This is a genomic window from Streptomyces sp. NPDC096323, assembly GCF_040302845.1.
Taxonomy (GTDB): domain Bacteria; phylum Actinomycetota; class Actinomycetes; order Streptomycetales; family Streptomycetaceae; genus Streptomyces.
Window position 1 is genome coordinate 1 of record NZ_JBEOSI010000020.1, and the last position, 24,277, is coordinate 24,277.

Below are 24,277 nucleotides of genomic sequence, written 5' to 3' on the forward strand. Positions count from 1 at the left end.
CGCTTTGCCACCTTGGATCACTTCCCCTGGATGACGAAACATCCAGCGTCCAGGTGTCGGAATTTCGGGGGTCACTCCACTCCCCCGTGCGCACCGCCGCAGCCCGCACATCAACGAGCGCCTGCCCCGGCTCCTCGAACACTGCCCCGAACTCAAGTTCACTCACGACCTGGTCCGCCGCTTCGCCGCCATGCTCGAAGACCGCGACGCGGCACCCCTGCCAGCCTGGCTGGACGATCTCAAAAGGAGTGGAATGGCGCCACTCGCCGGCCTCGCCGGAGCCTTGCACGAAGACCGGCACGCCGTCGCCCAGGGCATCACGACCGCTTACAACTCTGGGGTCAACGAAGGCCGCATCACCGACGTCAAGCTCCAGAAACGCCTCATGGCCGGACGTGCTGGCGTCTCCCCCTCCGCCAACGCGTCGTCCTGATCGCCCACCTCCGCCGCCGCTATTCGGACATGGCACCGAAATGATCTCCGGCTACGAAAATCTTGCCAGAGCCACGTTCACTTGTACGCCGACACCGTCGAGCGAACGGTGGCATGGCTGGCCGGCTGCCGCCGCCTGCATCGTCGCTACGAACGCAAGGCGGAATACTTCCTGGCCTTCGCCGGGATCGCCGCCGCCCTGATCTGCTACCGCCGGCTGGACCGGCTGACCGGTTCACACGGCGCCAAGAAAGCCCGGATCAACCCCATCAAACTGTCGGCATGAGTCCCGGGCGACACTGAGCAGCTCCCTCATGGGCACGGCGCGACGACTGGCCGCGGAGAGATCTTGGCGCGCCTCGGCAGACCACAACGGCGGAAACAGCGACAAGCCCTGATCGCTGTTCAGTGCGCGGACCTCTTCCTGCCAGCCGGGCCAGCGAAGATCCGCGTAGAACTCATCAAGCGCCCCGGACACCAGCCAGGCCATCCACGCCGAGTGGCCGACGTCCAGAGCCTCCCAGCGAAGCGAATCCGCAGCGAAGTAGACCATCTCTCCCGGGGCTCCGGGGCGGCCAGCGCTGGCGGGAGCTCCGCCGTTGAGAGCGAAGACCCCGCCCAGCACATCCTGTCCCACCACCAGGCCCGTATCCGCTCGCCAATCGGAGTCGAACACTCCCGGGAACTGATTGACCCGAGCCAGGCCCGGCACCCCAGGCGCCGCCCCTTCCACTGGGCTGCCAAAGACGCGCAACCATCCGTCGTCCACGAGCAGACCGCCGCAGTGCAGTACCACCGCGCCCAGGTACGACCTGGCCGTGACCTGCAACTGGAGAAGTGACGCTCTGCCCAGGTCGCTGTCGGCAGGAAGCACTTCGACGGCCACGGGCCCGGCACCGAGTGCCTGTCTGAGTTCCGGCCAGGCCGGTTGCTCAACGTCGATCAGCTGACTCAACTCACGCATGCCCGCATCGTCGCACCCGCACCTTGCACCCCAATCGGCAGGGCACTTCGACGAGCCCACCGCCTATCGAGATGACTTCTTAGGGGATCCTCTGTCCGGCAACCGCAACGACTGCAAGGCATGGTGGGAGCCGGGGCCAAGGACGCCGTGGGCAAGCGGCGCCCGGTGATGACCGCGCCGAGGGATGTGGTGGCCCCTTCGTCCGATGTCGCGACGTCCGGAGCAACGGCCGGCACCGGCGTGGTCCCGCCATACTTACGCTGGGGACCACGCCGATGTCTTCCGCGCCCGGGGCGGCGGTCTTCACGCCGCCGTCACACGAGGTGAAAGGTGAACTGTCCGGGAATCACTCGACCAAGCTATGGCAGGGTCCATTTTTGGTTGGGGCCGTTGTGGCAGGTCCACAGGTGGATGGGGGTGCCGTCGTTCCAGGTGGCTCCGGATGCGTCGAGGCACTTGCCGGAGTGGGTGCTGCGGATGGTGCGGTCGGGCTGGGGGGTCCATTGCTGGTTGGTTCCGCCGTGGCAGGTCCACAGGTGGATCTTGGTGCCGTCGGCGGTTCCGTCGCCGTCCACATCCAGGCACTTGCCCAGGCTGCGGATGGTGCCGTCGTGGGCCAGGGTCCATTGCTGGTTGGTTCCGCCGTGGCAGCCCCACAGCTGGATGCCGGTGCCGTCGGCGCTGTTGGCGCCCGCCACGTCCAGGCACTTGCCGTTGACGCCCTTCACCGCACCCGTGCTGGCGCCGGGCTGCTGAGTGTCGCCCTGCTTGACGCGAATGTTGCGGAAGGCCACCTCGTCGCCGTCGCCGTGGTTCTGGATGCCGATGTGACCCTGGCGCAGGCTGCGTGCGAGGTCGGTGTTGGTGAAGTCGTTGACCTTGCGGCCGTTGAGGAAGACCTCCAGCCGTTCGCCGGTGACCTGGATCTCGTACGTGTTCCACTCGCCGGGCGGGTTGAGCGCCGCGTCGCGCACGGCGAGGTCGGCGGACTTGACCGCGTAGACCGAGCCGGTGGTGCGGTCGGCGGCGTCGGTGGCGTCGATCTGGACCTCGTAGCCGTTGTCTAACGCGGACCCGGGGTCGTCGGAGGCCGGGAAACCGATGACGACACCGGAGTTGTCGTCGCCGGCGACCTTCCAGTCGGCCTTCAGGGAGTAGTCGCCGGTGAACTCCTTGGCCGCGTACCACAGCATCCCGAGTCCGCCGCCGGAGGTGAGGGTGCCGTCGGCGAGGGTGAACCCGCCGGGGCCGGCCTGCTTCCAGCCAGTGGTGCCCGAGCCGTCGAACAGCGGGGTGTAGCCGGTCTCTGGGCGGCAGTCGGCATCCGTCATGCCGGCCGCCCAGCGCACGCCGCCGAGCAGATGTCGGCGGAACGCGGGCTCGGTGTAGGACTCGTCGGTGTGGCCGCCGCCGGTGTAGAAGGCGCGGCCGCCCTGGTAGTCCTTGCACCAGGCGATCGGGTGGTCGCCGGACATGGTGCCGCCCGAGTAGGTGGACTCGTCGAGGGAGGCCAGCACATGGGCGGTGGCGCGTGGGTTGGAGCGGTAGTCGTACCACTCGTCGGTGCGCTGCCAGGTGCTGCCGAGATGGGCGGTGGCGTCGTGGGCCCGGTCCTCGATCTTCACGGTGGCGGATTGGGTGGGAGGGTGGGAGCGGAAGAGGGCGCCGGCCAGTCCCTCGTAGAAGGGCCACTCGTACTCGGTGTCGGCCGCGGCGTGGATGCCGACGTATCCGCCGCCGCCCTCGATGTACTGCTCGAACGCCGTCTGCTGGCTGTTGTCGAGCACGTCGCCGGTGGTGGAGAGGAAGACGACCGCCTCGTACCGGGCGAGGTTTCCGGGATTGAAGGCCCGGGGATCCTCGGTGGCGTCCACGGTGAAGTTGTTGGCCGCGCCGAGTTCGCGCAGCGCCGTGACGCCGGATCCGATGGAGGAGTGCCGGAAGCCGGCGGTCCTGGAGAAGACCAGGACGTCGTAGGCGGGATCGGCGGCAGCCGCCGTCCGTGACGCCGCCTCGGCCGGCTGGTCACCGAGGGGCACGGCCTGGGCCTGTGGTGTCATCCAGAGCGTGCAGCCGGCCAACAGGCCGACGGCCGCTTTGATTCGAGCGTGCATGCGTGGTCGCCTCCGCTCTAGCTCAGGGCCCATTTTTGGTTGGGGCCGTTGTGGCAGGTCCACAGGTGGATGGGGGTGCCGTCGTTCCAGGTGGCTCCGGATGCGTCGAGGCACTTGCCGGAGTGGGTGCTGCGGATGGTGCCGTCGGGCTGGGGGGTCCATTGCTGGTTGGTTCCGCCGTGGCAGGTCCACAGGTGGATCTTGGTGCCGTCGGCGGTTCCGTCGCCGTCCACATCCAGGCACTTGCCCAGGCTGCGGATGGTGCCGTCGTGGGCCAGGGTCCATTGCTGGTTGGTTCCGCCGTGGCAGCCCCACAGCTGGATGCCGGTGCCGTCGGCGCTGTTGGCGCCCGCCACGTCCAGGCACTTGCCGTTGACGCCCTTCACCGCACCCGTGCTGGCGCCGCCGACGGAGGTGGTGAAGGAGAACTCGTCGACGTCGAACAGGAAGCCGGCGCCGCCCTTGAAGACCAGGAACAGGGAGGTGGCCCCGGTGGGCTGATGCGACAGGTCGGTGGTCACGTCCTGGAAGGTCTCCCAGTCGCCGGTCACCGGGACGGTCGCCGTGCCGAGCACGGTGCCGGTCGGGGAGCCGGCCCGCACCTCGATGGTGCCGCCCGCTCCCGCGGAGGAGACCCGCGCCGTGAACTTGGCGGTGTTGCCGAGGGCGTAGGGCTTGAAGGAGATCCAGTCGCCGTTCTCGATGTAGCCGACGCTCTTGCCGCCGTGGGCAGGGCCGTGGGCGGTGACCTGGACACCGGAGGAGTCACCGTAGTGCTCGGCCTGCCGGTGGCTGGGTTGGGCGATGCGCTGGTCGTGGGTGGTCAGCGCGGGCTGGCCGTTCGCACCCTTGTCGGTGTACTCGGCGTCGATGACGCCGAAGATGTTGGCGTTGGGGTCGTGCTCGCCGTCGGACAGGGTCTGCAGGGTGCCGCTGCAGCCGGTGGCCGAGGTCTGCGGGTGGCCGTGGCTGTCGTGGCCGACGACGAACGAGACCTTGACCTTGGAGCAGTCGATGGTGCCGTCCTCGGGGTCGGTCACCGTGACCTTGAACGGGATGGCGTCGCCGAAGTCGTGGATGCTTCCGTCCGTGGGCAGGTCGATCTTCACGGTGGGAGCGGTGTTCCCCACGGTGATCCGGACGGACGCCGTCGCGGACTTGCCGCTGGTGTCCGTCACCGTCAGCGTGGCCGTGTACTGGCCGTTGGCGGTGTAGGCGTGGGAGGGGTTGGCCGACGTGGAGGTCGTTCCGTCGCCGAACGCCCACGAGTGGCTGAGGTCGCTTCCCTCCGGGTCCGAGCTGCCGGCCGAGGAGAAGGAGACGGTCAGAGGCGCCTGGCCGGAGGTGACGTCTGCCTTGGCCTGGGCGGTCGGAGAGTGCCCGCCGGTGACGTGTTCGATGCGGTAGAGGGCGGAGTTGTCGTCGCCGCTGTAGAAGCCGGTGCCGTAGTCGAGGACGTAGAGGGCGCCGTCCGGGCCGAACGCCATGTCCATCACCTGGGTTCCGGTCCAGGGGAAGGCGTTGATGGACTGGACGGTCCCGTCGGAGCCGGACTCGATCCGCTTGATCCAGCGGCGGCCGAGCTCGCCGGCGAAGAAGTCGCCGTCGAAGTCCTGCGGGAACTTCACCTCGGAGGTGGAGTCCGCGTCGTAGCGGTAGACGGGGCCGCCCATGGGGGACTCGGAGCCGTCGCCGAACTCCGGTACCGAGTTGCCCGTGTAGGGGATCCAGGCGGGTTGGGCGGGGGGCAGATCGGTCAGGCCGGTGTTGCGCGGCGAGGTGTTCTTCGGTGCCGCGCAGTCGAACTTGGCGCCGGAGGCCCCGGTGGCGAAGTCGAAGTCGGTGTAGGCGTCGTTCTTGCCGGTGCAGTACGGCCAGCCGTAGTTGCCCGCCTTGGTGATCCGGTTGAACTCGACCTGCCCCTCAGGGCCGCGCGAGGCGCCGGCGGTGCCGGCATCGGGGCCGTAGTCGCCGAGGTAGACGATGCCGGTGGCCTTGTCGACGCTCATCCGGAAGGGGTTGCGGAAGCCCATCGCGTAGATCTCGGGCCGGGTCTTGTCGGTGCCGCGCGGGAAGAGGTTGCCGTCCGGGACGGAATACGATCCGTCGGCGTTGACCTTGATGCGCAGGACCTTGCCGCGCAGGTCGTCGGTGTTGCCCGCGGAACGCTGGGCGTCGTAGGCGGGGTTGCGGGAGGCGCGCTCGTCGATCGGGGTGTAGCCGTCCGAGGCGAACGGGTTGGTGTCGTCGCCGGTCGACAGGTACAGGTTGCCCGCCGCGTCGAAGTCGATGTCGCCTCCGACATGGCAGCACATGCCGCGGGTCGCGGACACGTCGAGGATCTTCTTTTCGCTGGTCAGATCCAGTGTGCCGTCCGTCTTCAGCACGAACCGGGAAAGCCGGTTGATGCCGTCGAACGTGGCGAAGTCGGGGGCCGACCCATTTGACGGGGCGTCACCGCCGGGGGTGTCCGTCTTGGGGGCGTAGTAGAGGTAGATGAAGCGGTTGGTGGCGAAGCCAGGGTCCGCTCCTATGCCCTGCAGGCCTTCCTCGTCGTGGCTGTAGACATCGAGCTTGCCTGCGACCTTGGTTGTGCCGGCCTCGTCGGTGAGCCGCAGGGTGCCGTCCCGCGAGGTGTGCAGCACGGAACGGTCCGGCAGCACGGCGAGGCTCATGGGCTCGCCCACTTCGGTCGGTCCCTTGGCGAGCGTGACCTGCTGGAAGGCTCCTGCCTCCGCCGCTGAGGCGTCGGCCGGTTCCGGCGTGGCAGCGGCGGTTCCCGGTGTCAAGGAGCCGACGGCACATACAACCGCCAGTGCCAATGAGCGGACAAGTTTGGGTCTGAGCAGAGTTGTGCGCACGGATGTCTCCGGAAGGTGTGGGGTGGACAGCAGGACCTGATCAGTCCTGAAGAGGGGAGCACCGGCGCGCGGCGTCGCGCCGATGCCTCCGCGGCGCGCGTCGACGCGCCGTTGAGCCGGGTTACGGGCGTATCACCGACTCGATTCACAGAAGTTAGTGGGCTTCTACCCGTTGGGTAACCCCTTGCGCGAAGAAATCCGAAACTTCTGCCGAAGTTGAGGCAAAGATGGCGCGTCAGAGGGCGCAAGGAGTGGACTTGCAGTCGCCTGGCTCTTCCCAGCGGTGCCTCGACCCGTTAATTTGTTAATCGCCATGACAAAATAGTCAGCGAGCGAGGAGCCGTGGCATGACGTACCAGCCCACCCCCGATGACAAGTTCACCTTCGGTCTGTGGACCGTCGGCTGGCAGGGACGGGACCCGTTCGGCGAAGCGACGCGCGGCGCCCTGGACCCGGTCGAGACGGTGCAGCGCCTGGCCGCTCTCGGTGCCCACGGCGTGACCTTCCACGACGACGACCTGATCCCGTTCGGGTCCTCGGACGCCGAGCGCGAGTCGCACATCAAGCGTTTCCGGCAGGCACTGGACGCGGCCGGCCTGGTCGTCCCGATGGCGACGACGAACCTGTTCACGCACCCGGTCTTCAAGGACGGCGGGTTCACGGCGAACGACCGTGACGTGCGCCGCTTCGCGCTGCGCAAGGTCATCCGCAACATCGACCTCGCGGTCGAGCTGGGTGCGAAGACGTACGTCGCCTGGGGCGGCCGCGAGGGCGCAGAGTCGGGGGGCGCCAAGGACGTGAGGGTCGCGCTGGACCGGATGAAGGAAGCGTTCGACCTGCTGGGCGACTACGTCACCGAGCAGGGCTACGACCTCAGGTTCGCGATCGAGCCCAAGCCGAACGAGCCGCGCGGCGACGTCCTGCTGCCGACGATCGGCCACGCGCTGGCGTTCATCGAGCGTCTGGAGCGCCCGGAGATGTACGGCGTGAACCCGGAGGTCGGCCACGAGCAGATGGCGGGGCTGAACTTCGCGCACGGCATCGCGCAGGCGCTGTGGGCGGGCAAGCTGTTCCACATCGACCTCAACGGCCAGTCCGGCATCAAGTACGACCAGGACCTCCGCTTCGGCGCCGGCGACCTGCGCCAGGCCTTCTGGCTCGTCGACCTCCTGGAGAGCTCGGACTACGCGGGCCCGCGCCACTTCGACTTCAAGCCGCCGCGGACCGAGGACTACGACGGCGTCTGGGCCTCGGCCGCGGGCTGCATGCGCAACTACCTCATCCTCAAGGAGCGCGCCGCGGCCTTCCGCGCCGACCCGGCGGTCCAGGAGGCCCTGCGCGCCGCGCGTCTGGACGAGCTGGCGCAGCGCACCGCGGAGGACGGCGTGGCGGGCCTGCTGGCCGACCGCTCGGCCTTCGAGGACTTCGACGTGACGGCGGCCGCCGAGCGCGGCATGGCGTTCGAGGCGCTGGACCAGCTGGCGATGGACCACCTTCTCGCCGCCCGCGACTGACGGACGGTTCGGAAAGGGGGGACGGGTGTGCCGTCCCACCGTCGTCGTCCGCACGGATGGCGACGCGGTCGCCGCGGACCGATCACCGTCCGCGGCGACCGGGTCACGTCGGCCCGGACGGCGGGGACATCGTTCGGCTCTCGTCGGGCCGGTGCGTCGTTGCCCTGCTCCGGTTCGCCGGACCCGGACGCGAACCCGGCAGACCTCTGCCATCGGGCTCGTCCACCCGCCCCGGATCCCTCCGTGCCCTCTGTCCGTCCGACGCACAGAGGGCACGCCGTACGCCGTCGCGTCCCGAACGGCGGAACGGCTCGGCCGTGCTGAGCCCCGGGGCGTCGTACGACCCAGAACGGAACCGACTTGTGAGTGTGACCCGATCGCGGCGAGACCGGCCATGACTTCCCTCCGCCGACCGCAGGACGCTGCCGACATTCACCACCTCGACCAGGGCCGCCGTACTCAGATCGCCGACATCGTCCGTCGGCAGAGTCAGGGGGCGAGCACCGGCTCGGCGGGACAGGGCACCGCGGAGGAGCGCAAGGAAAGAATCGTGTCCGCCGTCCGGGGGCGCGGCAGCGTGCCGGTGAGCCATCTGGCTGACGTCCTGGGGATCAGCCGGCCCACGCTGCTCAGGGACCTCTCTGTCCTCGAGCGTAAGAACGTGCTGCGCCGCACGAGCGACGGAGCGGTTGTCGCGGGTCCCTGTCCTGCCCCTTCTGCGTCGATCGACCGCAAGCGTCGCAGTCGTGCCCACACGGAGTTCGCGCGTCTTTGCATGGACCTCATCGGCGACGAGCAGACGCTCTTCCTCGACTCGGGGCGCGCAAGTCATGCTCTCGCCGAGGCCCTTGGAGGGGCACGGGTGAGCGTGTTGACCAACGCCCTGGGAGTGGCGGAGGTCCTGGCCGAACGGGATGCCGCGCACGTTGTGCTCCTCGGCGGGGAGCTGTGCCCGACCAGCCGGACACTGGTCGGCCCGGTGACCGCCGCCACTCTGGAACGCTTCACCGTCGACATCGCGTTCATCGCCGTCAGTGGCGTCACGAGCCGCGGCATCAGCGTCCCGGCAACGGCGGACGGTCACATCAAGCAGGTCGCCATGGCCCGGGCCCGACGGGTGGTCGTGGCGGCGGAGGCGCCCGCGATCGGGCGCGACGCCTTCTTCGGTATCGCGGGACTCGAGGACGTCGACGACATCGTCTGCGACCTGCCGCGGCCCGACCTCGTGCGCTGGTGCAGAGCGCACGAGGTCCGCCTGCACTGCACTGAGCGGGGCCCCGAGGTGTCGTGACACCGGACTGCCGTGCTCCGTCCGTGGCAAGACCATCGGGCCGGTGCGCTCCGGCCGGGCGTATCCACAGCTGGGGCCCGCACCTTCTTGGGTGCGGGCCCCAGCTCGTTGCTGCGACACCTGCCGTGCGCCGATATGCCGCATCACGGAGCGGCGAACTCCCGCACACCGGAGCCGGTGACGGACCGGTCGACCGCCGCGGGGTCGAGGGTGTGCTCGGCCACCATGACCGCAGCCCCGATGATGCCCGCGCGGTCGCCCAGTTGACGTCCTCGGATGGAGAGGTGCTGGGTGGCCAGGGGGAGGGAACGTCTGTATACGGCCTCTCGCACCCCGGCGAGCAGGTGCTCTCCGGCCTCCGACAGGTCGCCGCCGATGACGATCACCTCAGGGTTGAAGAAGTTGACCAGCGCGGCCAGGATGTCTCCGATGTCCCGGCCCGCCTGACGGACCATTCGGACCGCGGCCGGGTTGCCGGCGCGGACCAGATCGACCACGCCCCGGGCGTCCGCGGCGTCCAGGCCCGCGTCACGCAGCCTGGCTGCCAGGGCGCTGCCGCCGGCCACCGCTTCGAGGCAGCCGGTGTTTCCGCAACGGCAGGTTTCGTTCGCCGCCCTGGCCACCTCGATGTGGCCGATGTCGCCGGCCGAGCCGCGGGCGCCGCGGTGGAGGCGGTGTTCCGTGATGACGCCGCAGCCGATTCCGGTGCCGACCTTCACGAAGAGAAGGTGCTCGATCTCGGGACTGGCGGCCCGGTGCTCTCCGAGCGCCATGATGTTGACGTCGTTGTCGACCAGGATGGGCACTCCGAGGCGGGATGCGAGCCTGCCGGGAACGTCGAAACCGTCCCAGTTCGGCATGATCGGCGGGTTCGCGGGTCGGCCCGACGCGTGATCGACGGGGCCGGGGAGGCCTATGCCGACGCCGCACACATGGGAGAGGGTGTGCCCGGCCTCGGCCAGCAGATCCGTGAACTCGTCGACGATCCAGCCCAGAACTCGCTCCGGCCCCTCCGCGATCCTCAAGTCGCGGCTGCGCTCGGCCAGCACACGGGCGGACAGGTCGGTGACGGCGATCCGGGCGTGAGTGGCTCCCAGGTCCGCGGCGAGGACCGTCCGGGCACCGGAGTTGAAGGAGAAGGCCGCGGCGGGTCTGCCACCAGAGGAGATCACCTCGCCCGCCGGTCGGATCCACTGCTGATCGGCCAACGCGTCGAGCCGCTGACTCACGGTCGATCTGGCGAGGCCCGTCAGCTGCACCAACTCCGTGCGGGTGCGGGCACGGCCGTCGCGCAGGATCGCCAAAAGGGCGCCGGCGCCCGCCGGTTCGGTGGTCAACGTCCTGTCTCCATCTCTGCGGGTACCACGGGCACTTGGCACCTGCTGATTATAACTACGCTGCGCTCACTTATGGTTGACGATCGTCGTAACTCATCTCTAGTATCCGCAACATGCTCGATATACAACGATGGTCGGCGGAAGTCAGGGCGGAGGTCGTCGGAAGCGTCTTTCCGGGCCGGATCCATGCCCGAGCCGCGAGACAATCCGGCGCCTGCCCCGCGGGCGCAGCGGCAGTGAACCCGGCAAGTGCCACCGAGGGCACCCAGAAGCTCAAGTCCCGTACCTGGCAAGGCGAGTGGGCGAAGTGCTGAGCATGAGAGGCATCGGCAAGAGCTTCCCGGGCGCCCGCGTGCTGTCGGACGTGGATCTCGACGTGCGGGCCGGCGAGGTGCACGCCCTCATCGGCGAGAACGGCGCGGGGAAGTCGACGCTGATGAAGATTCTCGCCGGTGTGCACACGCCGGACGAGGGGACGATCACCCTCGACGGCCGCACCGTCCTCTTCAGGCATCCGACGGACGCTCAGCGCGCGGGCGTGTCGATCATCTACCAGGAACTCACCCTCCTCCCGGAGCGGACCGTCGCCGAGAACGTCTTCCTCGGCCGTGAGCCCAAGCGCCTCGGTCTCGTCGACAGGGCGGCGATGGAGGCAGCCACCGCACAACTCATCGAGGAGCTCGGTGAGGCCTCGTTCGGCCCGCGCGACCCGGTGCGGCGTCTATCGGTCGCCCAGCAGCAGGTCGTCGAGATCGTCAAGGCGCTGTCGGTGGACGCCCGCATCGTCGTGATGGACGAGCCGACGGCCGCCCTGGCCGAGAGCGAGGTCGAGCTGCTGTACCGGCTAATCCGCCGGCTGAGCGAACGCGGTGTCGCCGTCCTCTACATCTCGCACCGACTGCGGGAGATATTCGAACTCGCCGACCGCGTCACCGTGCTCAAGGACGGGGCCAAGGTCGCCACACTTCCGATCGGGGAACTCACCACCGCCGAACTCGTCCGCCTGATGGTCGGCCGGGAACTCACCGAGTACTACCCGGCTCGCGCGACGCGTCCGCCCGGCGAGGTCCTGCTATCGGTGCGTGGCGGCGGCAACGCCGCCCTCGACGGGATCGACCTGGAGCTGCGTGCGAGGGAGATCGTCGGTCTGGCCGGGCTGCAGGGAGCCGGCCGCACCGAACTCGCCAAGGCGCTGTTCGGCGCCGATCCCTTCACCCGAGGCGAGATGACCCCCAGGCGCCCCGGCTCGGTCCGGGACGCGATCGCCGCCGGAATCGGCCTCGTCACAGAGGACCGCAAGTCCGAGGGCCTGGCCCTGCACCAGACGGTACGGGACAACGCCCTCCTGGTTGCTCGCGCCCGTGGCGGACGTGCCGGGACCTCGGTCCTGGATCTCCTGAAGCGGGTGCGTCTCGCGCCGCCCCGTACCGAGACCGAGGTCAGGTATCTCTCCGGCGGCAACCAGCAGAAGGTCGTCCTCGCGAAGTGGCTGACGGTGGCTCCGAAGGTCCTCCTGTTCGACGAGCCGACCCGCGGCGTCGACGTCGGAGCGAAAGCCGCCATCCACGAGCTCGTACGAGAGCTCGCCGAGGACGGCATGGCCGTCCTCATGATCTCCTCCGAACTCCCCGAACTCATCGGGATGAGTGACCGCATCGTCGTCCTGAGAGAAGGCCGCATCGCCGGCCACCTGCCCGCGAACTCCTCGGAGGAAGCCGTGATGCACCTGGCGGCCGGATCATGACCCAGCAGCTCCACGCCCTGCCCGCGAAGGGACTCGCCGTACGCGGCTTCGCCGCGGACAGTCCTGCCCGCCCCGTCTTCATGGCCCTGGGCGTCATGATCATTACGGGCTGGGCCCTGTTCGCCTTCGACGGCGGGCAATTTTTCAGCGAGGGCAACATCGTCGGCATCCAGCAGCGCTCCGCCGCTCTGGGCATCGTCGCCGTCGGTCAGACCCTCGTGATCCTCGCGGGCTCCCTGGACCTGTCCGTCGCCTTCCTGATGAGTCTGTGCTCGCTCGTGGCCGCCGAGACGATGGCGCAGTACGGCGTGCTGCCCGCGATCGGCGCCGTCCTCGTCGTCAGCGCGCTGACGGGGCTCGTCAACGGCTTCGCCATCACCACGCTGAAGGTGCACGCCTTCATCGCCACCCTCGGCGTCTCGCTCGTCATCAAGGGCATCCTCGAGTACCGCTACGACGGCCCCGCCGGCCGGGTGCCCCAGTCCTTCCAGCACCTCGGCTACGACCGCGTCGGACCCGTGCCGGTCTCGGCGCTGCTCTGGCTGGCGATCGCGGCAGCGGCCTGGTTCATGCTGCGCCGTACCTCCCTCGGTTACCGCATCCACGCCGTCGGCGGCGGCCCCGAGGTGGCCCGGCTCTCGGGCGTGCGGACGGACCGCGTCCTCGTCACGACGCACGTCCTCTGCTCCCTCACCGCGGGAGCCGCCGGCCTGCTGCTCGCCGCCCGACTCGGCGCCGGCGCTCCCACCGTCGGCACCGACGGAGGCTATGACCTGGAGTCCATCGCGGCCGTGGTCCTCGGCGGCACGGTCCTGGCGGGCGGCAGGGGCGGCGTCGCGGGCACGGTCGGCGGGGTACTCCTGCTCGCCGTCCTGGACAGCGTCTTCAACCAGATGGAGATCGATTCCTTCGCCAAGGACGTGGTACGCGGCGTCGTCCTCGTCGCAGCCCTGGCGATCTACGCCGGCCGGAGGCGCTGACGATGAAACGCAACCTTCCCATCTTCGGCGTCCTGGCCGTCCTGCTCGTGGCGATCGCGATCGCCAACCCCTCCTTCCTGGAGCCCGACGGATTCCTGGCCTTCGTCAAGCGGGCCGCACCGCTGGCCATCCTCGCCGCCGGCCAGTACTTCGTCATCGTGTCCGGCGAGTTCGATCTCTCCGTGGGCTCGCTCGTGACTGCCGAAGTCGTCATCGCCGCCCGGCTGATCGACGGCGACCCGGGCGCCACCTGGCCGGTCGTCCTCCTTCTGCTTGCCTTCGGAGCGCTCATCGGCCTCCTCAACGGGCTGGTGACCACCGTGCTGAAGGTGCCGTCGTTCATCGTGACCCTCGGCATGCTGCTGATCCTGTCCGGAGCCGTGTTCCTGTGGACCGACGGATCCCCGCGCGGCGCGCTGTCCGAGGAGTTCCGTCAGGCCGGCCGCGGCAGCGTGGGGCCGGTGCCGTGGTCGGTACTCGTCCTCGCCGTCGCCATGGCAGCGGTCATCGCCCTCATGCGCTCCGACTTCGGGCGCACCCTGCTGGCCGCGGGCGACAACCCGACCGCCGCCCGCCTGTCCGGGGTACGCGTGCTGCGCGTGAAGACGGCGGCCTTCGTCCTGTCCGGACTGTCGGCCGCGGTCTGCGCCGTGCTGCTCGGAGGCTTCGCAGGCGTCTCCGCCCAGGTCGGGGAGGGCCTGGAATTCCAGGCGATCACCGCGGTCGTCCTCGGCGGGGTCGTTCTCGGCGGGGGCCGCGGATCGGCCGTGGCCGCCATCGCCGGCGCGTTCACACTGCAATCCCTGTTCACGCTGCTCAATCTGCACGGAATCTCGGGAGCCCTCGAGTACACCGTGCAGGGGCTCATCCTCATCATCGCCGTCGCCCTGGGGTCCGTTCAGTTCCCGCGGCGCGTCAAGTCCGCCTCCACCACCGCATAGAGGAAGCACCATGCCGCACGCTCACAGACGCCTTCTCACCGCTGCCGCGGTGACCGCCCTCGTAGCCCTGACCGGCTGTTCCAGCGACCTGCCGGCAGACACGGCCGGTCCCGACGCCTCGTCCGACGCCCAGGAGAAGACCGGCGACCACTCCTCCTTCTTCGTCCAGGCCGACTACGAGGCCCAGCTCGCCATGCGGACCAAACGGCCGACCGGTCCCGCCGACAAGCCGTGGGAGCAGGCCATCGACCCCGAGCCCGTCGACACGGCCACGTACAAGAAGGCCGGCCCGTACCACCTGTGCTTCTCCAACGCGGCCACCAACAACCCGTGGCGCCAGGTGGGCTGGAAGACCATGCAGGCCGAGGTCGCCCTGCACGAGGAGATCGCCGACTTCACCGTCCTGGACGCCGAGGGCAAGGACGACAAGCAGATCTCCGACATCGCCGAACTGCAGACCAAGGGCTGCGACGCGCTGATCGTCTCGCCCAACACCACCGCCACCCTCACCCCGGCCGTGAAGGGCGCCTGTCCGAAGGTGCCGGTCATCCTCTTCGACCGCGGTGTCGGGACGGACTGCCCGGTCACCTTCATCAAGCCGATCGGCGGCTATGCCTTCGGCGCGGACGGCGCCGAGTTCCTCACCGAGAAGGTCAAGCCCGGCGGGAAGATCCTCGCGCTGCGCATCTCGCCCGGCGTGGACGTCCTGGAGACGCGGTGGTCGGCCGCGAAGAAGGCGTTCGACAAGAGCGAACTGGACGTCGTCGGTGTGGAGTTCACCGACGGTGACGCCGCCAAGACCAAGAGCATCGTCACCAACTACCTGCAGCGCGGCAAGATCGACGGCCTCTGGCTGGACTCCGGCGCCACCGCCGTGGCCGCCGTCGAGGCGTTCGAGGACGCCGGCCTGCCCGTCCCGCCCCTCAACGGCGAGGACCAGCAGGACTTCCTGCAGAAGTGGAAGGACGCGAAGCTCACGGCGATCGCCCCGACCTACCCGACGTACCAGTGGCGCACCCCGGTCATCGCCGCGCTGAAGATCCTCAAGGGGGAGAGCGTCCCGAAGGTCTGGAACCTTCCGCAGCCCGCCATCACCCAGGGCGAACTGGACACCTACCTCCAGCCCGGCATGCCGCCGCTGCACTACGCGCTCTGCGGCTGCGAGAAGATGAAGGGCTATCCGCAGAAGTGGGGCGGCGAGTAGATGCCCGCGATAGGCGTCAACACATGGGTCTGGGAGTCGCCGTCGACCGACGCTTCGCTCGCCCGGATCGTCCCGCGGATCGCCGGATGGGGCTTCGACACGATCGAGATCCCGGTCGAGCGGCCCGGTGACTGGTCGCCCGGCCGCTCGGCCGAGCTGCTGCACCACCACGGACTCGGCGCATCGGTCGTCCTGGTCATGCCCCCCGGCCGCGAACTCGTGGCCGCGTCCCCCGACACGATCCGGGACACCCAGGACTATCTGCGGCACTGCGTCGACGTGGCCGTCACCGTCGGCTCACCGACGATCAGCGGTCCCGCCTACGCTTCCGTGGGCCGCACGTGGCCACTCGACGCGGAGGAGCGACGCTCCGTGCTCGCCGAACTGCGGGAGAGCCTTCGGCCGGTGCTGGACTACGCGGGGGAACGCGGCGTGCGACTCGGCGTCGAACCCCTCAACCGGTACGAGACCAGCCTGATCAACACCGTTGAGCAGGCCCTGGACGCCTTCCCCGAGGAGTGCGGCCTCGCACTCGACACCTACCACCTCAACATCGAGGAAAGGAAACCCGCCCAGGCGATCCGGGACGCGGGATCCCGCATCACGCTCCTCCAGGTGTGCGGCACGGACCGAGGCGCCCCCGGCGCCGACCACTTCGACTGGGCAGGCTTCGCCGCGGCGGTCGAGGACGTGGGCTACAGCGGTCCGTGGGTCATCGAGTCCTTCACACCGGACAACACCACCATCGCGACGGCGGCCTCCATCTGGCGTCCGCTGGCTGTCGACCAGGACGCCCTCGCGACCGACGGACTCGCGTTCCTGCGCACTCTCTGACTCCCTCTTCATCCCTTATTGCCCTCCACAAGGAGAATTCCCATGCCACCTCCCTGGGTGAAGCGCGCCCTCGCCGCGCTCACCGCGCCTCTGCTCGCCCTGACCGCGCTGCAGGCCACACCGGCCCTCGCGCACGAGGGGCAACCGCACGGCGAGAACCTCAAGGTACTTCTCTTCACCAAGACGGCGGCCGGCGCCTACCGGCACGGCTCCATCGACGCGGCTGTCCAGGCGTTCACCCGGATGGGCGCCGATCACGGCATCCAGATGGACCGGAGCGAGGACGCGAACGTCTTCAACACGACGACACTGAACACGTACGACGCCGTGGTCATGCTCCAGACCTCGGGCATGGTGTGGGACACGGACGCCCAGCGGGCCGCGGCACAGGAGTACGTGCACAGCGGACACGGAATCGTCGCGGTCCACAACGCCACGGACATGAACATCGAGTCGCAGTTCCCCTGGTGGGACCAGGTCGTCATGGCCGGCGCCCATATGACGGCTCACTCCGCCACCGTGCAGGGCACGGCCAAGGTCGCGGACCGGACGCACCCGTCGACCAAGGACCTGCCGGACCGCTGGGTGCGGACCGAGGAGTGGTACAACTTCGACAAGAACGCCCGCGGTGACGTGCACGTCCTGGTCACTGCGGACGAAACCACCTACGACGCCGGATCCGCCAGGATGGGCGCCGACCATCCCATCTCCTGGTGCCGCAACGCCGAGGGCGGCAGGGTGTGGGCCACCGCCATGGGCCACGAGGCGGACTCCTACAGCGAGCCGTTGTTCGTGAAACACCTGCTCGGAGGCCTCCAGTGGGCCGGGGGCGCCGCCGCGGGCGACTGCGGTGGCACCGTCGCCGACCGTTTCCAGAAGGTCACCCTGGACGGCGCCCCGGACCAGCCCATGCAGCTCGACGTGGCATCCGACGGCAAGGTCTTCTACATCTCGCGCTCCGGTGCGGTGAACGTCATCCACACCCACGACGACGCGCCCGAGACGCATGTCGCCGGGCGCCTCAACGTCTACCAGGGCGGCGAGGACGGCGGCGTGGGCCTGGCTCTGGACCCCGATTTCGCGACGAATCGATGGATCTACGTCAATCACTCACCCGCCGGCAGTGCCGAGATCAACCGAGTGTCCCGGTTCACCGTCAAGAGCGACGACACGCTGGACATGGCCAGTGAGAAGACGGTGATCGAGGTCCCGGCGTTCCGGGATTCCGACGAGCCCGGCCACACCGGCGGCGGCCTCGCCTTCGGCCCGGGCGGCAATCTCTACATCGGTGTCGGTGACGACACCAATCCGTTCAGCTCGGACGGCTACGCCCCCCTGGACGAACGACAGGGGCGGGAGAAGTTCGACGCCCAGCGCTCGTCCGCCAACACCAACGACCTCCGCGGCAAGATCCTGCGCGTCCAGCCGAAGGCCGACGGCGGCTACTCGATCCCCGACGGCAACCTGTTCGAGCCGGGCACGGCCAAGACCCGGCCCGAGATCTACGCGATGGGCTTCAGGAACTCCTTCCGCTTCGCCGTCGACCCGGAGACCGGCTGGATCTCCGCCGCCGACTACGGGCCCGACGCGAACCAGGCGAACCCCGACCGGGGCCCCGAGGGCACCGTCGAGTGGAATCTGATCAAGGAGCCCGGATTCTACGGCTGGCCCTACTGCGTGGGTGACAACACCCCCTTCAACGACTACGACTTTGCCGCGAGGACATCGGGCCCGAAGTTCGACTGCGGGGCACCGGTCAACGACTCGCCGAACAACACCGGCCTGACCAAGCTGCCCGCCGCCAAGCCCGCCACGGTCTGGTACGACTACCACGCCTCGGCGAAGTTCCCCGAGATCGACGTCGCCGGCGGCGCCGCTCCGATGGGCGGCCCGTTCTACCACTACGACGCGGCCAGCACCTCCGAGCGCAAGTTCCCCGAGTACTACGACAAGACGCCCTTCCTCTACGAGTGGAGCCGCAACTTCGTGAAGGAGTTCCGCCTCGACGACTCGGGCGGACTCCTGAAGATCAACCCCTTCGTCGCCCAACTCGCCCTCCGGGCCCCGATCGACATGAAGTTCGGCCCGGACGGTGCGATGTACCTCGCCGAGTGGGGCAACGGCTACGGGCACGCCAACACCGACGACGGCATCTACCGGATCGACTACGTCGCAGGCAACCGCGCCCCGTTGGCCAAGGCGAGCGCAACTCCCGATTCCGGGCAGGCCCCCCTGGAAGTCACCTTCTCCTCCAGTGGCTCCGCCGACCCGGACAAGGACGAGATCACCTACGCGTGGGACTTCGGTGACGGAACCACGGCCACCGGCCCGAACCCCACGCACACCTACACCGCCAACGGCACCTACACCGCCCGGCTGACGGTCTCCGACAGCGGAGGCAGGACGGGCACCGCCAACGTGCCCATCACCGTGGGCAACACCCGTCCCAAGGTCACCTTCACCACACCCGGCAACGGCAGCGGCATCGAATTCGGTGACACCCTCACCTACAGCATCGACGTGGACGATCCCGAGGACGGCGCCGTCGACTGCTCCAAGGTCGTGGTGACCGCAGCCCTCGGCCACGACGGCCACAGCCATGACACCGGCCAGTACACCGGGTGCAGCGGGACCATCACCACCAGCGCCTCCGGTCACGACGCCACCGCCAACACCTTCCTCGTCCTGTCGGCCGACTACACCGACGACGACGGCCTGAAGGGCACCACCAGCGTGACCCTCCAGCCCCGCCACAAACAGGCCGAGTACTTCACCGACCAGTCCGGGGTACGCGTCGTCGAGCAGAGCGCGGCGGAGAACGGCAAGCGCATCGGATACATCACGAACGGCGGCTGGATCTCCTTCAAGCCACTGAACCTGTCGGAAGTCGAGTCGGTCGGCTTCCGGGTCTCGGCCCCCACGGACACGGGCGGCTCGATCGAGCTCCGGTCCGGCTCGCCGACCGGTGCGCTGATCGCCACCAGCCCCGTCCCGGCCACCGGCGGCTGGGACGACTACGTCGATCTCGACCCCGTCGCCGTCACCGACACGCCGGACACCCAGACCGTGTACGTGGTCTTCAAGGCGCCGGTGGAGCATTCCTTCGACCTGGACGCGATCACCTTCAACGCCTCCGAGGCCGGGTCGTCCGCTCCGCAGAGCGGTCGCACCTACACCGTGACGAGCGCTCACAGCGGCAAGGCGATGGACGTGCAGTACGTGTCGAACGACAACGGAGCGGCGGTCATCCAGTACGCGCCGAACGGCGACGCCAACCAACGGTGGCGGCTGACCGACGCGGGCGACGGCGCCTACACCCTGGCGGCGCAGCACAGCGCCAAGTGCCTGGACGTGCCCTCCGGAGGCGGCTCCCGCCTCCAGCAATGGGACTGTGCCAACGGCGCAGCGAACCAGAAGTGGCTGATCGAACCGGTTGAATCCGGTGCCTACCGGGTCGTCTCGGTCGCCAGTGGAAGATGCCTGGACATTCCTGAAGCTTCCACCGCGAACGAGGTCCGGCTGACCGAGGCGCCGTGCAGCGCCTCGGCGATCAGCCAGCGATGGAAGTTCGACGAGGCCGGCTGATCCCTTCCTTCCCGCACCCGGTGCCCGCCCGCGTTCGTTCGCGGGCGGGCACCGGGTCTGTCGACGCCGAGAGTACGGCGTCCCACCGCACATACCACCCCGAGGAGTTCGCCATGGACCGACGTGATTTCAACCGACGTGTACTGCTGGGCGGCGCGGTTGCCGCCACATCGTTGTCCGCCGCATCGGAGGCCGCCGCCGGCTCCACCGGGCCGGTCAGGACGCCCCCCGACGGAGGCAGGGTACGGCGCATCAAGCTGTACGCCGAGGCACTCGCCGACGGGCGGATGGGCTACGGCCTGGAGAAGGGCGCGGCGACGGTCCCCGGACCGCTGATCGAGCTGAACGAGGGCGACACCCTGCACATCGAGCTCGAGAACACCATGGACGTGCCGGCGAGTCTGCACGTGCACGGCCTGGACTACGAGATCTCCAGCGACGGCACCCGGGCGAGCGGGAGCGACGTGGCGCCGGGCGCCACGCGTACGTACACCTGGCGCACCCACACCCCCGGCCGCCGCGAAGACGGCACCTGGCGCGCGGGCAGCGCCGGTTACTGGCACTACCACGACCACGTGGTGGGCACCGAGCACGGGACGGAGGGCATCCTCAAAGGTCTGTACGGGCCGGTGATCGTGCGCCGCAGGGGCGACGTGCTGCCGGACGCGACCCACACGATCGTCTTCAACGGCCTGACGATCAACAACAGGCCGGCGCACGAGGGCCCGCACTTCGAGGCCACGGTGGGAGACCGCGTCGAGTTCGTGATGATCACGCACGGTGCGCCGTACCACACGTTCCACCTGCACGGTCATCGCTGGGCGGACAACCGCACGGGCCTGCTCGCCGGACCGCATGACCCCAGCCGGGTGATCGACAACAAGATCGTCGGCCCCGCGGACTCGTTCGGCTTCCAGGTCATCGCGGGGGAGGGGGTGGGCGCCGGCGCGTGGATGTACCACTGCCACGTGCAGAGCCACGCGGACATGGGGATGGTCGGTCTGTTCCTGGTGAAGGAACCCGACGGCACGGTCCCGGGCTACGACCCGCACGCGCCGCACCCCTCGCACGAGCCGCTGCACAAGCACTGACGGACGGTGGGGGACGTGCCCGCCCGGACGCGGTCAGTCGTTCCAGAAACTCTGACGTGCGACGGACCCGTGCACGGCCCGGCGGTACTGGCCCGGTGATGTGCCGGTGTGCTTCTTGAACACGACGCTCATGTACTCACAGTGGCTGAAGCCGAGGCGCTGCGCGATCTGCTGCAGCGTCCAGTCCGTCGAGGACAGCAGCTCGGCGATGTGCCCGACGCGGACGCGCACGATCTCACCGTGGACCGTCCGGCGCAGACTCCGGAGGAACCGCTGGTCGAGTGCGCGCCTCGAGAGCCCGACGTGCCGGAGCACGGCGGCGACGGCCAGAGCCTGGTCCGAACGGTCACGGATGAACCGCAGGGCCTCGGCGACGAGGGGGTCCTGCACGGCGAGGATGTCCGATGACTGCCGGGTGACGAGACGGGTGGGTGCGATCAGTCGGAGGCCCGGCTCGAGGTCGTCGCCTCGCATAAGGCGGTCCAGGAGCTCCGCGGCGAGGTATCCCGTCCTCGTCGTGTCCGGCTCGATGCTGGACAGCGCCGGGGTCGTGAGGTTCCCGACTAGTTCGTCGTTGTCGACTCCGATGACGGCGACCGAGTCGGGCACCGCCAGACCGGCGAGCTTGCAGGCCTCCAGCACCTCCTGGCCGGTGATGTCGTAGCAGGCGAACACGCCGACCGGCTTGGGGAGATCGGTGAGCCATCGCGCGAGGAGTTCACGGTCGGCGGCGCGCATTCCCGACGGTTTCATCCGGAACACCCGAGGGGTGCAGCCGCGCTCGCGCACATGTTCCTCGAAGCGGGCGCCGCGCTTGAGGGACCAGCCGAATCGTTCGTCGCCGCAGTAGGCGAAGTGCCGCAGTCCGCGCTCCTCGAAGTGCTGGACCGCCAACCGTGCGATCGTGCCGTCGTCGGTCTCCACACCGGGTAGTTCGGGCAGGAGCCGTGCCGCGCTGAGATCGACCGTGGGCAGGCCGAGCCGCCGGATGAACGAGGCGGTCTCCTCGTTCTCGATGCGGGCCAGTACGCCATGGCCGTGCCAGTCCTCGAGCCAGGAGAAGTCGGTCTCGTGCCGGCTGTGCTCGGCGAGATACATCGACCAGCCCGGATGGGCTTCGACATATTTCCTTACGCCGCCCAGCACGCCGCGTGCGTATGCGTTGGAGGTTTCGACCAGCAGGGCGACATGACGTGTCTTCGGTGGGTGCATGCAAAAAGTCTAAGGAGGACTGCGGGATAACGCATGGCTAGGTCTCGGTCAACGTCCCTAATCTGGCAGGGCCATGGGAGGTCGATGATGACGCAGAAAATACGGATGGCGATTGCCGGGCTCGGATTCGGAGCCGAGTTCATTCCCATCTATCAGGCACATCCGGACGCCGAGTTGGTGGCCGTCTGTCAGCGGACCGAGATGGCTGTGACCGAAGTCGCAAATCACTTCCGGATTCCGGGCCGGTACACCAGCTATGACGAGATGCTGCGGGACCCCGAAATCGACGCCGTTCACATCAACACGCCGATTCCGAACCACGCGGAGCACACGGTATCGGCCCTGCGCGCCGGCAAACACGTCGCGTGCACGGTGCCGATGGCCACGACGCTCGACGAGTGCCGGGAGATCGTGGCCGCGGTCCGGGAATCGGGCCGGAAATACATGATGATGGAGACGGTGGTCTACTCCCGGGATTTCCTGCACGTCCGGGATCTCGTGGAGAACGGCACCATAGGCCGCGTCCAGTTCCTGCGCGGAGCCCACTACCAGGAGATGGCGGGCTGGCCCGGGTACTGGGAGGGCCTGCCGCCCATGCATTACGCGACGCACGCGGTGAGCCCCGTGCTGAGTGTCGCCGGTGCGCAGGCCGAGAGCGTCGTGTGCATCGGTTCGGGCCGGATCGCACCGGGCCTCGCGGAAAAGTACGGTTCGCCGTTCGCCGTCGAAAGCGCCCTTCTCACACTCCGAAACTCGGACGTCGGCGCCGAGATCGCGCGCTCGCTCTTCGAGACGGCACATGAATACGTCGAGAGCTTCACGGTGTTCGGGGACCGGGCGAGCTTCGAATGGGAACAGACCCGGGGCTCGGGGCACGTGCTGCACACCGGCGAGGTCCCGAAAGTCATCGACGTTCCGGACTTCGCGCACAGGTTGCCGCCCGAGATCGCACCGTTCACGACGCGCGGGGTCTACGACGACGAGAACGAACACCTCTCGTTCGCTCAGGGCGGCGGCCACGGCGGATCGCATCCGCATCTGGTCCACGAGTTCGTCCGGAGCATCGTCGAGGACCGGTCCCCGGCGATCGACGAGATAACCGCGGCCAACTGGACGTCGGTCGGTATCTGCGCGCACACGTCGGCCATGCACGGAGGAGCACGGGTGCCGATCCCCGACTACGAGGAACTGCTCGAACGGGGACGGTCCGGGAACTGACCGGCAGTGCCGTCGAGGGTCGACCCGGGCCGTCCGGGGACGAAGACGAACACGACAGGAGGACCGGTGAAGGCAGCAAGGACGTTCGGAGTCAACACCTGGGTGTGGGCCTCGCCCCTGACAGACCGGCGGCTGGCCGAACTGGCGCCGCGCATCAGGGAGTGGGGCTTCGACGTGGTCGAGCTCCCGGTGGAGAACACCGGCGACTGGGATCCCGGCCGGGCGGCGAAACTGCTCGACTCCCTCGGCCTGTCGGCCACCATCGTCGTGGCGATGGGACCGGGGCGCGAACTGGTGGAGGCGGACGGCCGGACCGTCACCGCCACGCGCGACCTCCTGCGTCGCGTGATCGACACGGCTGCCGCCGTCTCCTCGCCGGTCGTCGCAGGTCCCCTATACGCCTCGGTGGGGCGCACCTGGCGGATGAACGACGCGGAGCGGCGCGCCTGCTACGAGCAGCTGCGGGACGGTCTCGCTCCGGTGGTCGAACACGCGCGCGGAGCCGGCGTCACCGTGGCGGTCGAACCCCTCAACCGGTACGAGACCAGCGTCGTCAACACCGTCGACCAGACGCTCGAGGCGCTCACAGGCCTGCCGGCCGAAGGCTGCGGGATCGCCCTGGACGTATACCACATGAACATCGAGGAGCAGGACATCCCCGCAGCCGTGCGCAGGGCGGGCGACCGGATCGCCCACGTCCAGGTCAGCGCGAACGACCGCGGCGCTCCCGGTGCGGACCACCTCGACTGGCCCGGCATCATCACCGCTCTCGACGCCGCCGGCTACCAGGGGCCCCTCGTGATCGAGTCGTTCACCGGGGACAACGAGACGATCGCCACGGCCGCTTCGATCTGGCGTCCCCTGGCGCCGACCCAGGACGCGATCGCGGTCGGCGGGCTGTCCTTCCTGACCGAAATACCCATCGGGCACAGCTGGCCCACATGAGTTCCTCAGT

General features: G+C 68.9%; 17 protein-coding genes and 1 pseudogene. 12 read left to right on the forward strand and 6 right to left on the reverse strand.

What is annotated here, in order from left to right:
- The coding region (locus ABTX18_RS35150; protein WP_352126862.1) for a hypothetical protein at nt 1-301 on the reverse strand (301 nt) is incomplete at its 3' end.
- A gap of 225 nt (nt 302-526) precedes the next feature.
- Between ABTX18_RS35150 and ABTX18_RS35155 the strand changes: the two are divergent.
- Nucleotides 527-652: pseudogene (locus ABTX18_RS35155) on the forward strand (IS5/IS1182 family transposase); the annotation flags it as partial.
- A gap of 15 nt (nt 653-667) precedes the next feature.
- On the opposite strand, the gene ABTX18_RS35160 reads toward ABTX18_RS35155, so the two are convergent.
- The 3 genes from ABTX18_RS35160 to ABTX18_RS35170 all read right to left on the reverse strand — a co-directional run bounded on the left by ABTX18_RS35160 (nt 668) and on the right by ABTX18_RS35170 (nt 6,371).
- Nucleotides 668-1,396 (reverse strand): DUF2625 domain-containing protein, encoded by a 729-nt coding sequence (locus ABTX18_RS35160; RefSeq protein ID WP_352126863.1) that lies wholly within the window; start codon nt 1,394-1,396, stop codon nt 668-670.
- Between the two features lie 359 nt (nt 1,397-1,755).
- A complete protein-coding gene (locus tag ABTX18_RS35165; protein WP_352126864.1) occupies nt 1,756-3,510 on the reverse strand; it encodes a lectin in 1,755 nt (584 codons plus the stop codon).
- Nucleotides 3,511-3,527: 17 nt separating this feature from the next.
- Nucleotides 3,528-6,371, reverse strand: coding sequence for a lectin (locus tag ABTX18_RS35170; RefSeq protein WP_352126865.1), 2,844 nt, complete (start codon nt 6,369-6,371; stop codon nt 3,528-3,530).
- A 347-nt stretch (nt 6,372-6,718) separates the two neighbouring features.
- On the opposite strand from ABTX18_RS35170, the gene xylA reads away from it, so the two are divergent.
- Both xylA and ABTX18_RS35180 read left to right on the forward strand, forming a co-directional pair.
- On the forward strand, nt 6,719-7,885 hold the full coding sequence (xylA, locus tag ABTX18_RS35175) for a xylose isomerase (protein WP_352126866.1): 1,167 nt from the start codon (nt 6,719-6,721) through the stop codon (nt 7,883-7,885).
- Nucleotides 7,886-8,279: 394 nt separating this feature from the next.
- Nucleotides 8,280-9,176 carry a DeoR/GlpR family DNA-binding transcription regulator gene (locus ABTX18_RS35180; RefSeq protein WP_352126867.1) on the forward strand — a complete coding sequence of 299 codons (897 nt, stop codon included), beginning with the start codon at nt 8,280-8,282 and terminating at the stop codon, nt 9,174-9,176.
- A gap of 143 nt (nt 9,177-9,319) precedes the next feature.
- Here the strand turns inward: ABTX18_RS35180 and ABTX18_RS35185 are convergent, their stop codons facing one another.
- Nucleotides 9,320-10,513 (reverse strand): ROK family protein, encoded by a 1,194-nt coding sequence (locus ABTX18_RS35185; RefSeq protein WP_352126868.1) that lies wholly within the window; start codon nt 10,511-10,513, stop codon nt 9,320-9,322.
- Between the two features lie 307 nt (nt 10,514-10,820).
- On the opposite strand from ABTX18_RS35185, the gene ABTX18_RS35190 reads away from it, so the two are divergent.
- The 7 genes from ABTX18_RS35190 to ABTX18_RS35220 all read left to right on the forward strand — a co-directional run bounded on the left by ABTX18_RS35190 (nt 10,821) and on the right by ABTX18_RS35220 (nt 20,892).
- Nucleotides 10,821-12,257 (forward strand): sugar ABC transporter ATP-binding protein, encoded by a 1,437-nt coding sequence (locus ABTX18_RS35190; RefSeq protein WP_352126869.1) that lies wholly within the window; start codon nt 10,821-10,823, stop codon nt 12,255-12,257.
- An 80-nt stretch (nt 12,258-12,337) separates the two neighbouring features.
- On the forward strand, nt 12,338-13,237 hold the full coding sequence (locus ABTX18_RS35195) for an ABC transporter permease (protein ID WP_352126887.1): 900 nt from the start codon (nt 12,338-12,340) through the stop codon (nt 13,235-13,237).
- Nucleotides 13,238-13,239: 2 nt separating this feature from the next.
- Nucleotides 13,240-14,178, forward strand: coding sequence for an ABC transporter permease (locus tag ABTX18_RS35200; RefSeq protein WP_352126870.1), 939 nt, complete (start codon nt 13,240-13,242; stop codon nt 14,176-14,178).
- 10 nt (nt 14,179-14,188) lie between these two features.
- Nucleotides 14,189-15,382, forward strand: coding sequence for a substrate-binding domain-containing protein (locus ABTX18_RS35205; protein WP_352126871.1), 1,194 nt, complete (start codon nt 14,189-14,191; stop codon nt 15,380-15,382).
- Nucleotides 15,383-16,216 (forward strand): sugar phosphate isomerase/epimerase family protein, encoded by an 834-nt coding sequence (locus tag ABTX18_RS35210; RefSeq protein ID WP_352126872.1) that lies wholly within the window; start codon nt 15,383-15,385, stop codon nt 16,214-16,216.
- 42 nt (nt 16,217-16,258) lie between these two features.
- Nucleotides 16,259-19,801, forward strand: coding sequence for a ThuA domain-containing protein (locus tag ABTX18_RS35215; RefSeq protein ID WP_352126873.1), 3,543 nt, complete (start codon nt 16,259-16,261; stop codon nt 19,799-19,801).
- A gap of 113 nt (nt 19,802-19,914) precedes the next feature.
- Nucleotides 19,915-20,892 (forward strand): multicopper oxidase domain-containing protein, encoded by a 978-nt coding sequence (locus ABTX18_RS35220; RefSeq protein ID WP_352126874.1) that lies wholly within the window; start codon nt 19,915-19,917, stop codon nt 20,890-20,892.
- A 33-nt stretch (nt 20,893-20,925) separates the two neighbouring features.
- On the opposite strand, the gene ABTX18_RS35225 is transcribed toward ABTX18_RS35220, so the two are convergent.
- The gene (locus ABTX18_RS35225) at nt 20,926-22,104 is read right to left on the reverse strand and encodes an AraC family transcriptional regulator (RefSeq protein ID WP_352126875.1); all 1,179 of its coding nucleotides are present in this window, start codon (nt 22,102-22,104) and stop codon (nt 20,926-20,928) included.
- 105 nt (nt 22,105-22,209) lie between these two features.
- Between ABTX18_RS35225 and ABTX18_RS35230 the strand changes: the two genes are divergently transcribed.
- Complete coding sequence (locus ABTX18_RS35230) at nt 22,210-23,322, forward strand: Gfo/Idh/MocA family protein (RefSeq protein WP_352126876.1); 1,113 nt, start codon at nt 22,210-22,212, stop codon at nt 23,320-23,322.
- Nucleotides 23,323-23,388: 66 nt separating this feature from the next.
- Entirely contained in the window at nt 23,389-24,267 is an 879-nt protein-coding gene (locus ABTX18_RS35235; protein WP_352126877.1) for a sugar phosphate isomerase/epimerase family protein, read from the forward strand.
- Nucleotides 24,268-24,277 lie beyond the last annotated feature (10 nt).

Bases quoted from the DNA above. Each gene is read 5' to 3' on its own strand.
- ABTX18_RS35200 (WP_352126870.1), top strand. From the start codon at position 13,240: ATGAAACGCAACCTTCCCATCTTCGGCGTCCTGGCCGTCCTGCTCGTG.
- ABTX18_RS35210 (WP_352126872.1), top strand. From the start codon at position 15,383: ATGCCCGCGATAGGCGTCAACACATGGGTCTGGGAGTCGCCGTCGACC.
- ABTX18_RS35230 (WP_352126876.1), top strand. From the start codon at position 22,210: ATGGCGATTGCCGGGCTCGGATTCGGAGCCGAGTTCATTCCCATCTAT.
- ABTX18_RS35165 (WP_352126864.1), bottom strand. From the start codon at position 3,510: ATGCACGCTCGAATCAAAGCGGCCGTCGGCCTGTTGGCCGGCTGCACG.
- ABTX18_RS35220 (WP_352126874.1), top strand. From the start codon at position 19,915: ATGGACCGACGTGATTTCAACCGACGTGTACTGCTGGGCGGCGCGGTT.
- ABTX18_RS35205 (WP_352126871.1), top strand. From the start codon at position 14,189: ATGCCGCACGCTCACAGACGCCTTCTCACCGCTGCCGCGGTGACCGCC.
- ABTX18_RS35180 (WP_352126867.1), top strand. From the start codon at position 8,280: ATGACTTCCCTCCGCCGACCGCAGGACGCTGCCGACATTCACCACCTC.
- ABTX18_RS35215 (WP_352126873.1), top strand. From the start codon at position 16,259: ATGCCACCTCCCTGGGTGAAGCGCGCCCTCGCCGCGCTCACCGCGCCT.
- ABTX18_RS35225 (WP_352126875.1), bottom strand. From the start codon at position 22,104: ATGCACCCACCGAAGACACGTCATGTCGCCCTGCTGGTCGAAACCTCC.
- ABTX18_RS35195 (WP_352126887.1), top strand. From the start codon at position 12,338: ATGGCCCTGGGCGTCATGATCATTACGGGCTGGGCCCTGTTCGCCTTC.
- ABTX18_RS35160 (WP_352126863.1), bottom strand. From the start codon at position 1,396: ATGCGTGAGTTGAGTCAGCTGATCGACGTTGAGCAACCGGCCTGGCCG.
- xylA (WP_352126866.1), top strand. From the start codon at position 6,719: ATGACGTACCAGCCCACCCCCGATGACAAGTTCACCTTCGGTCTGTGG.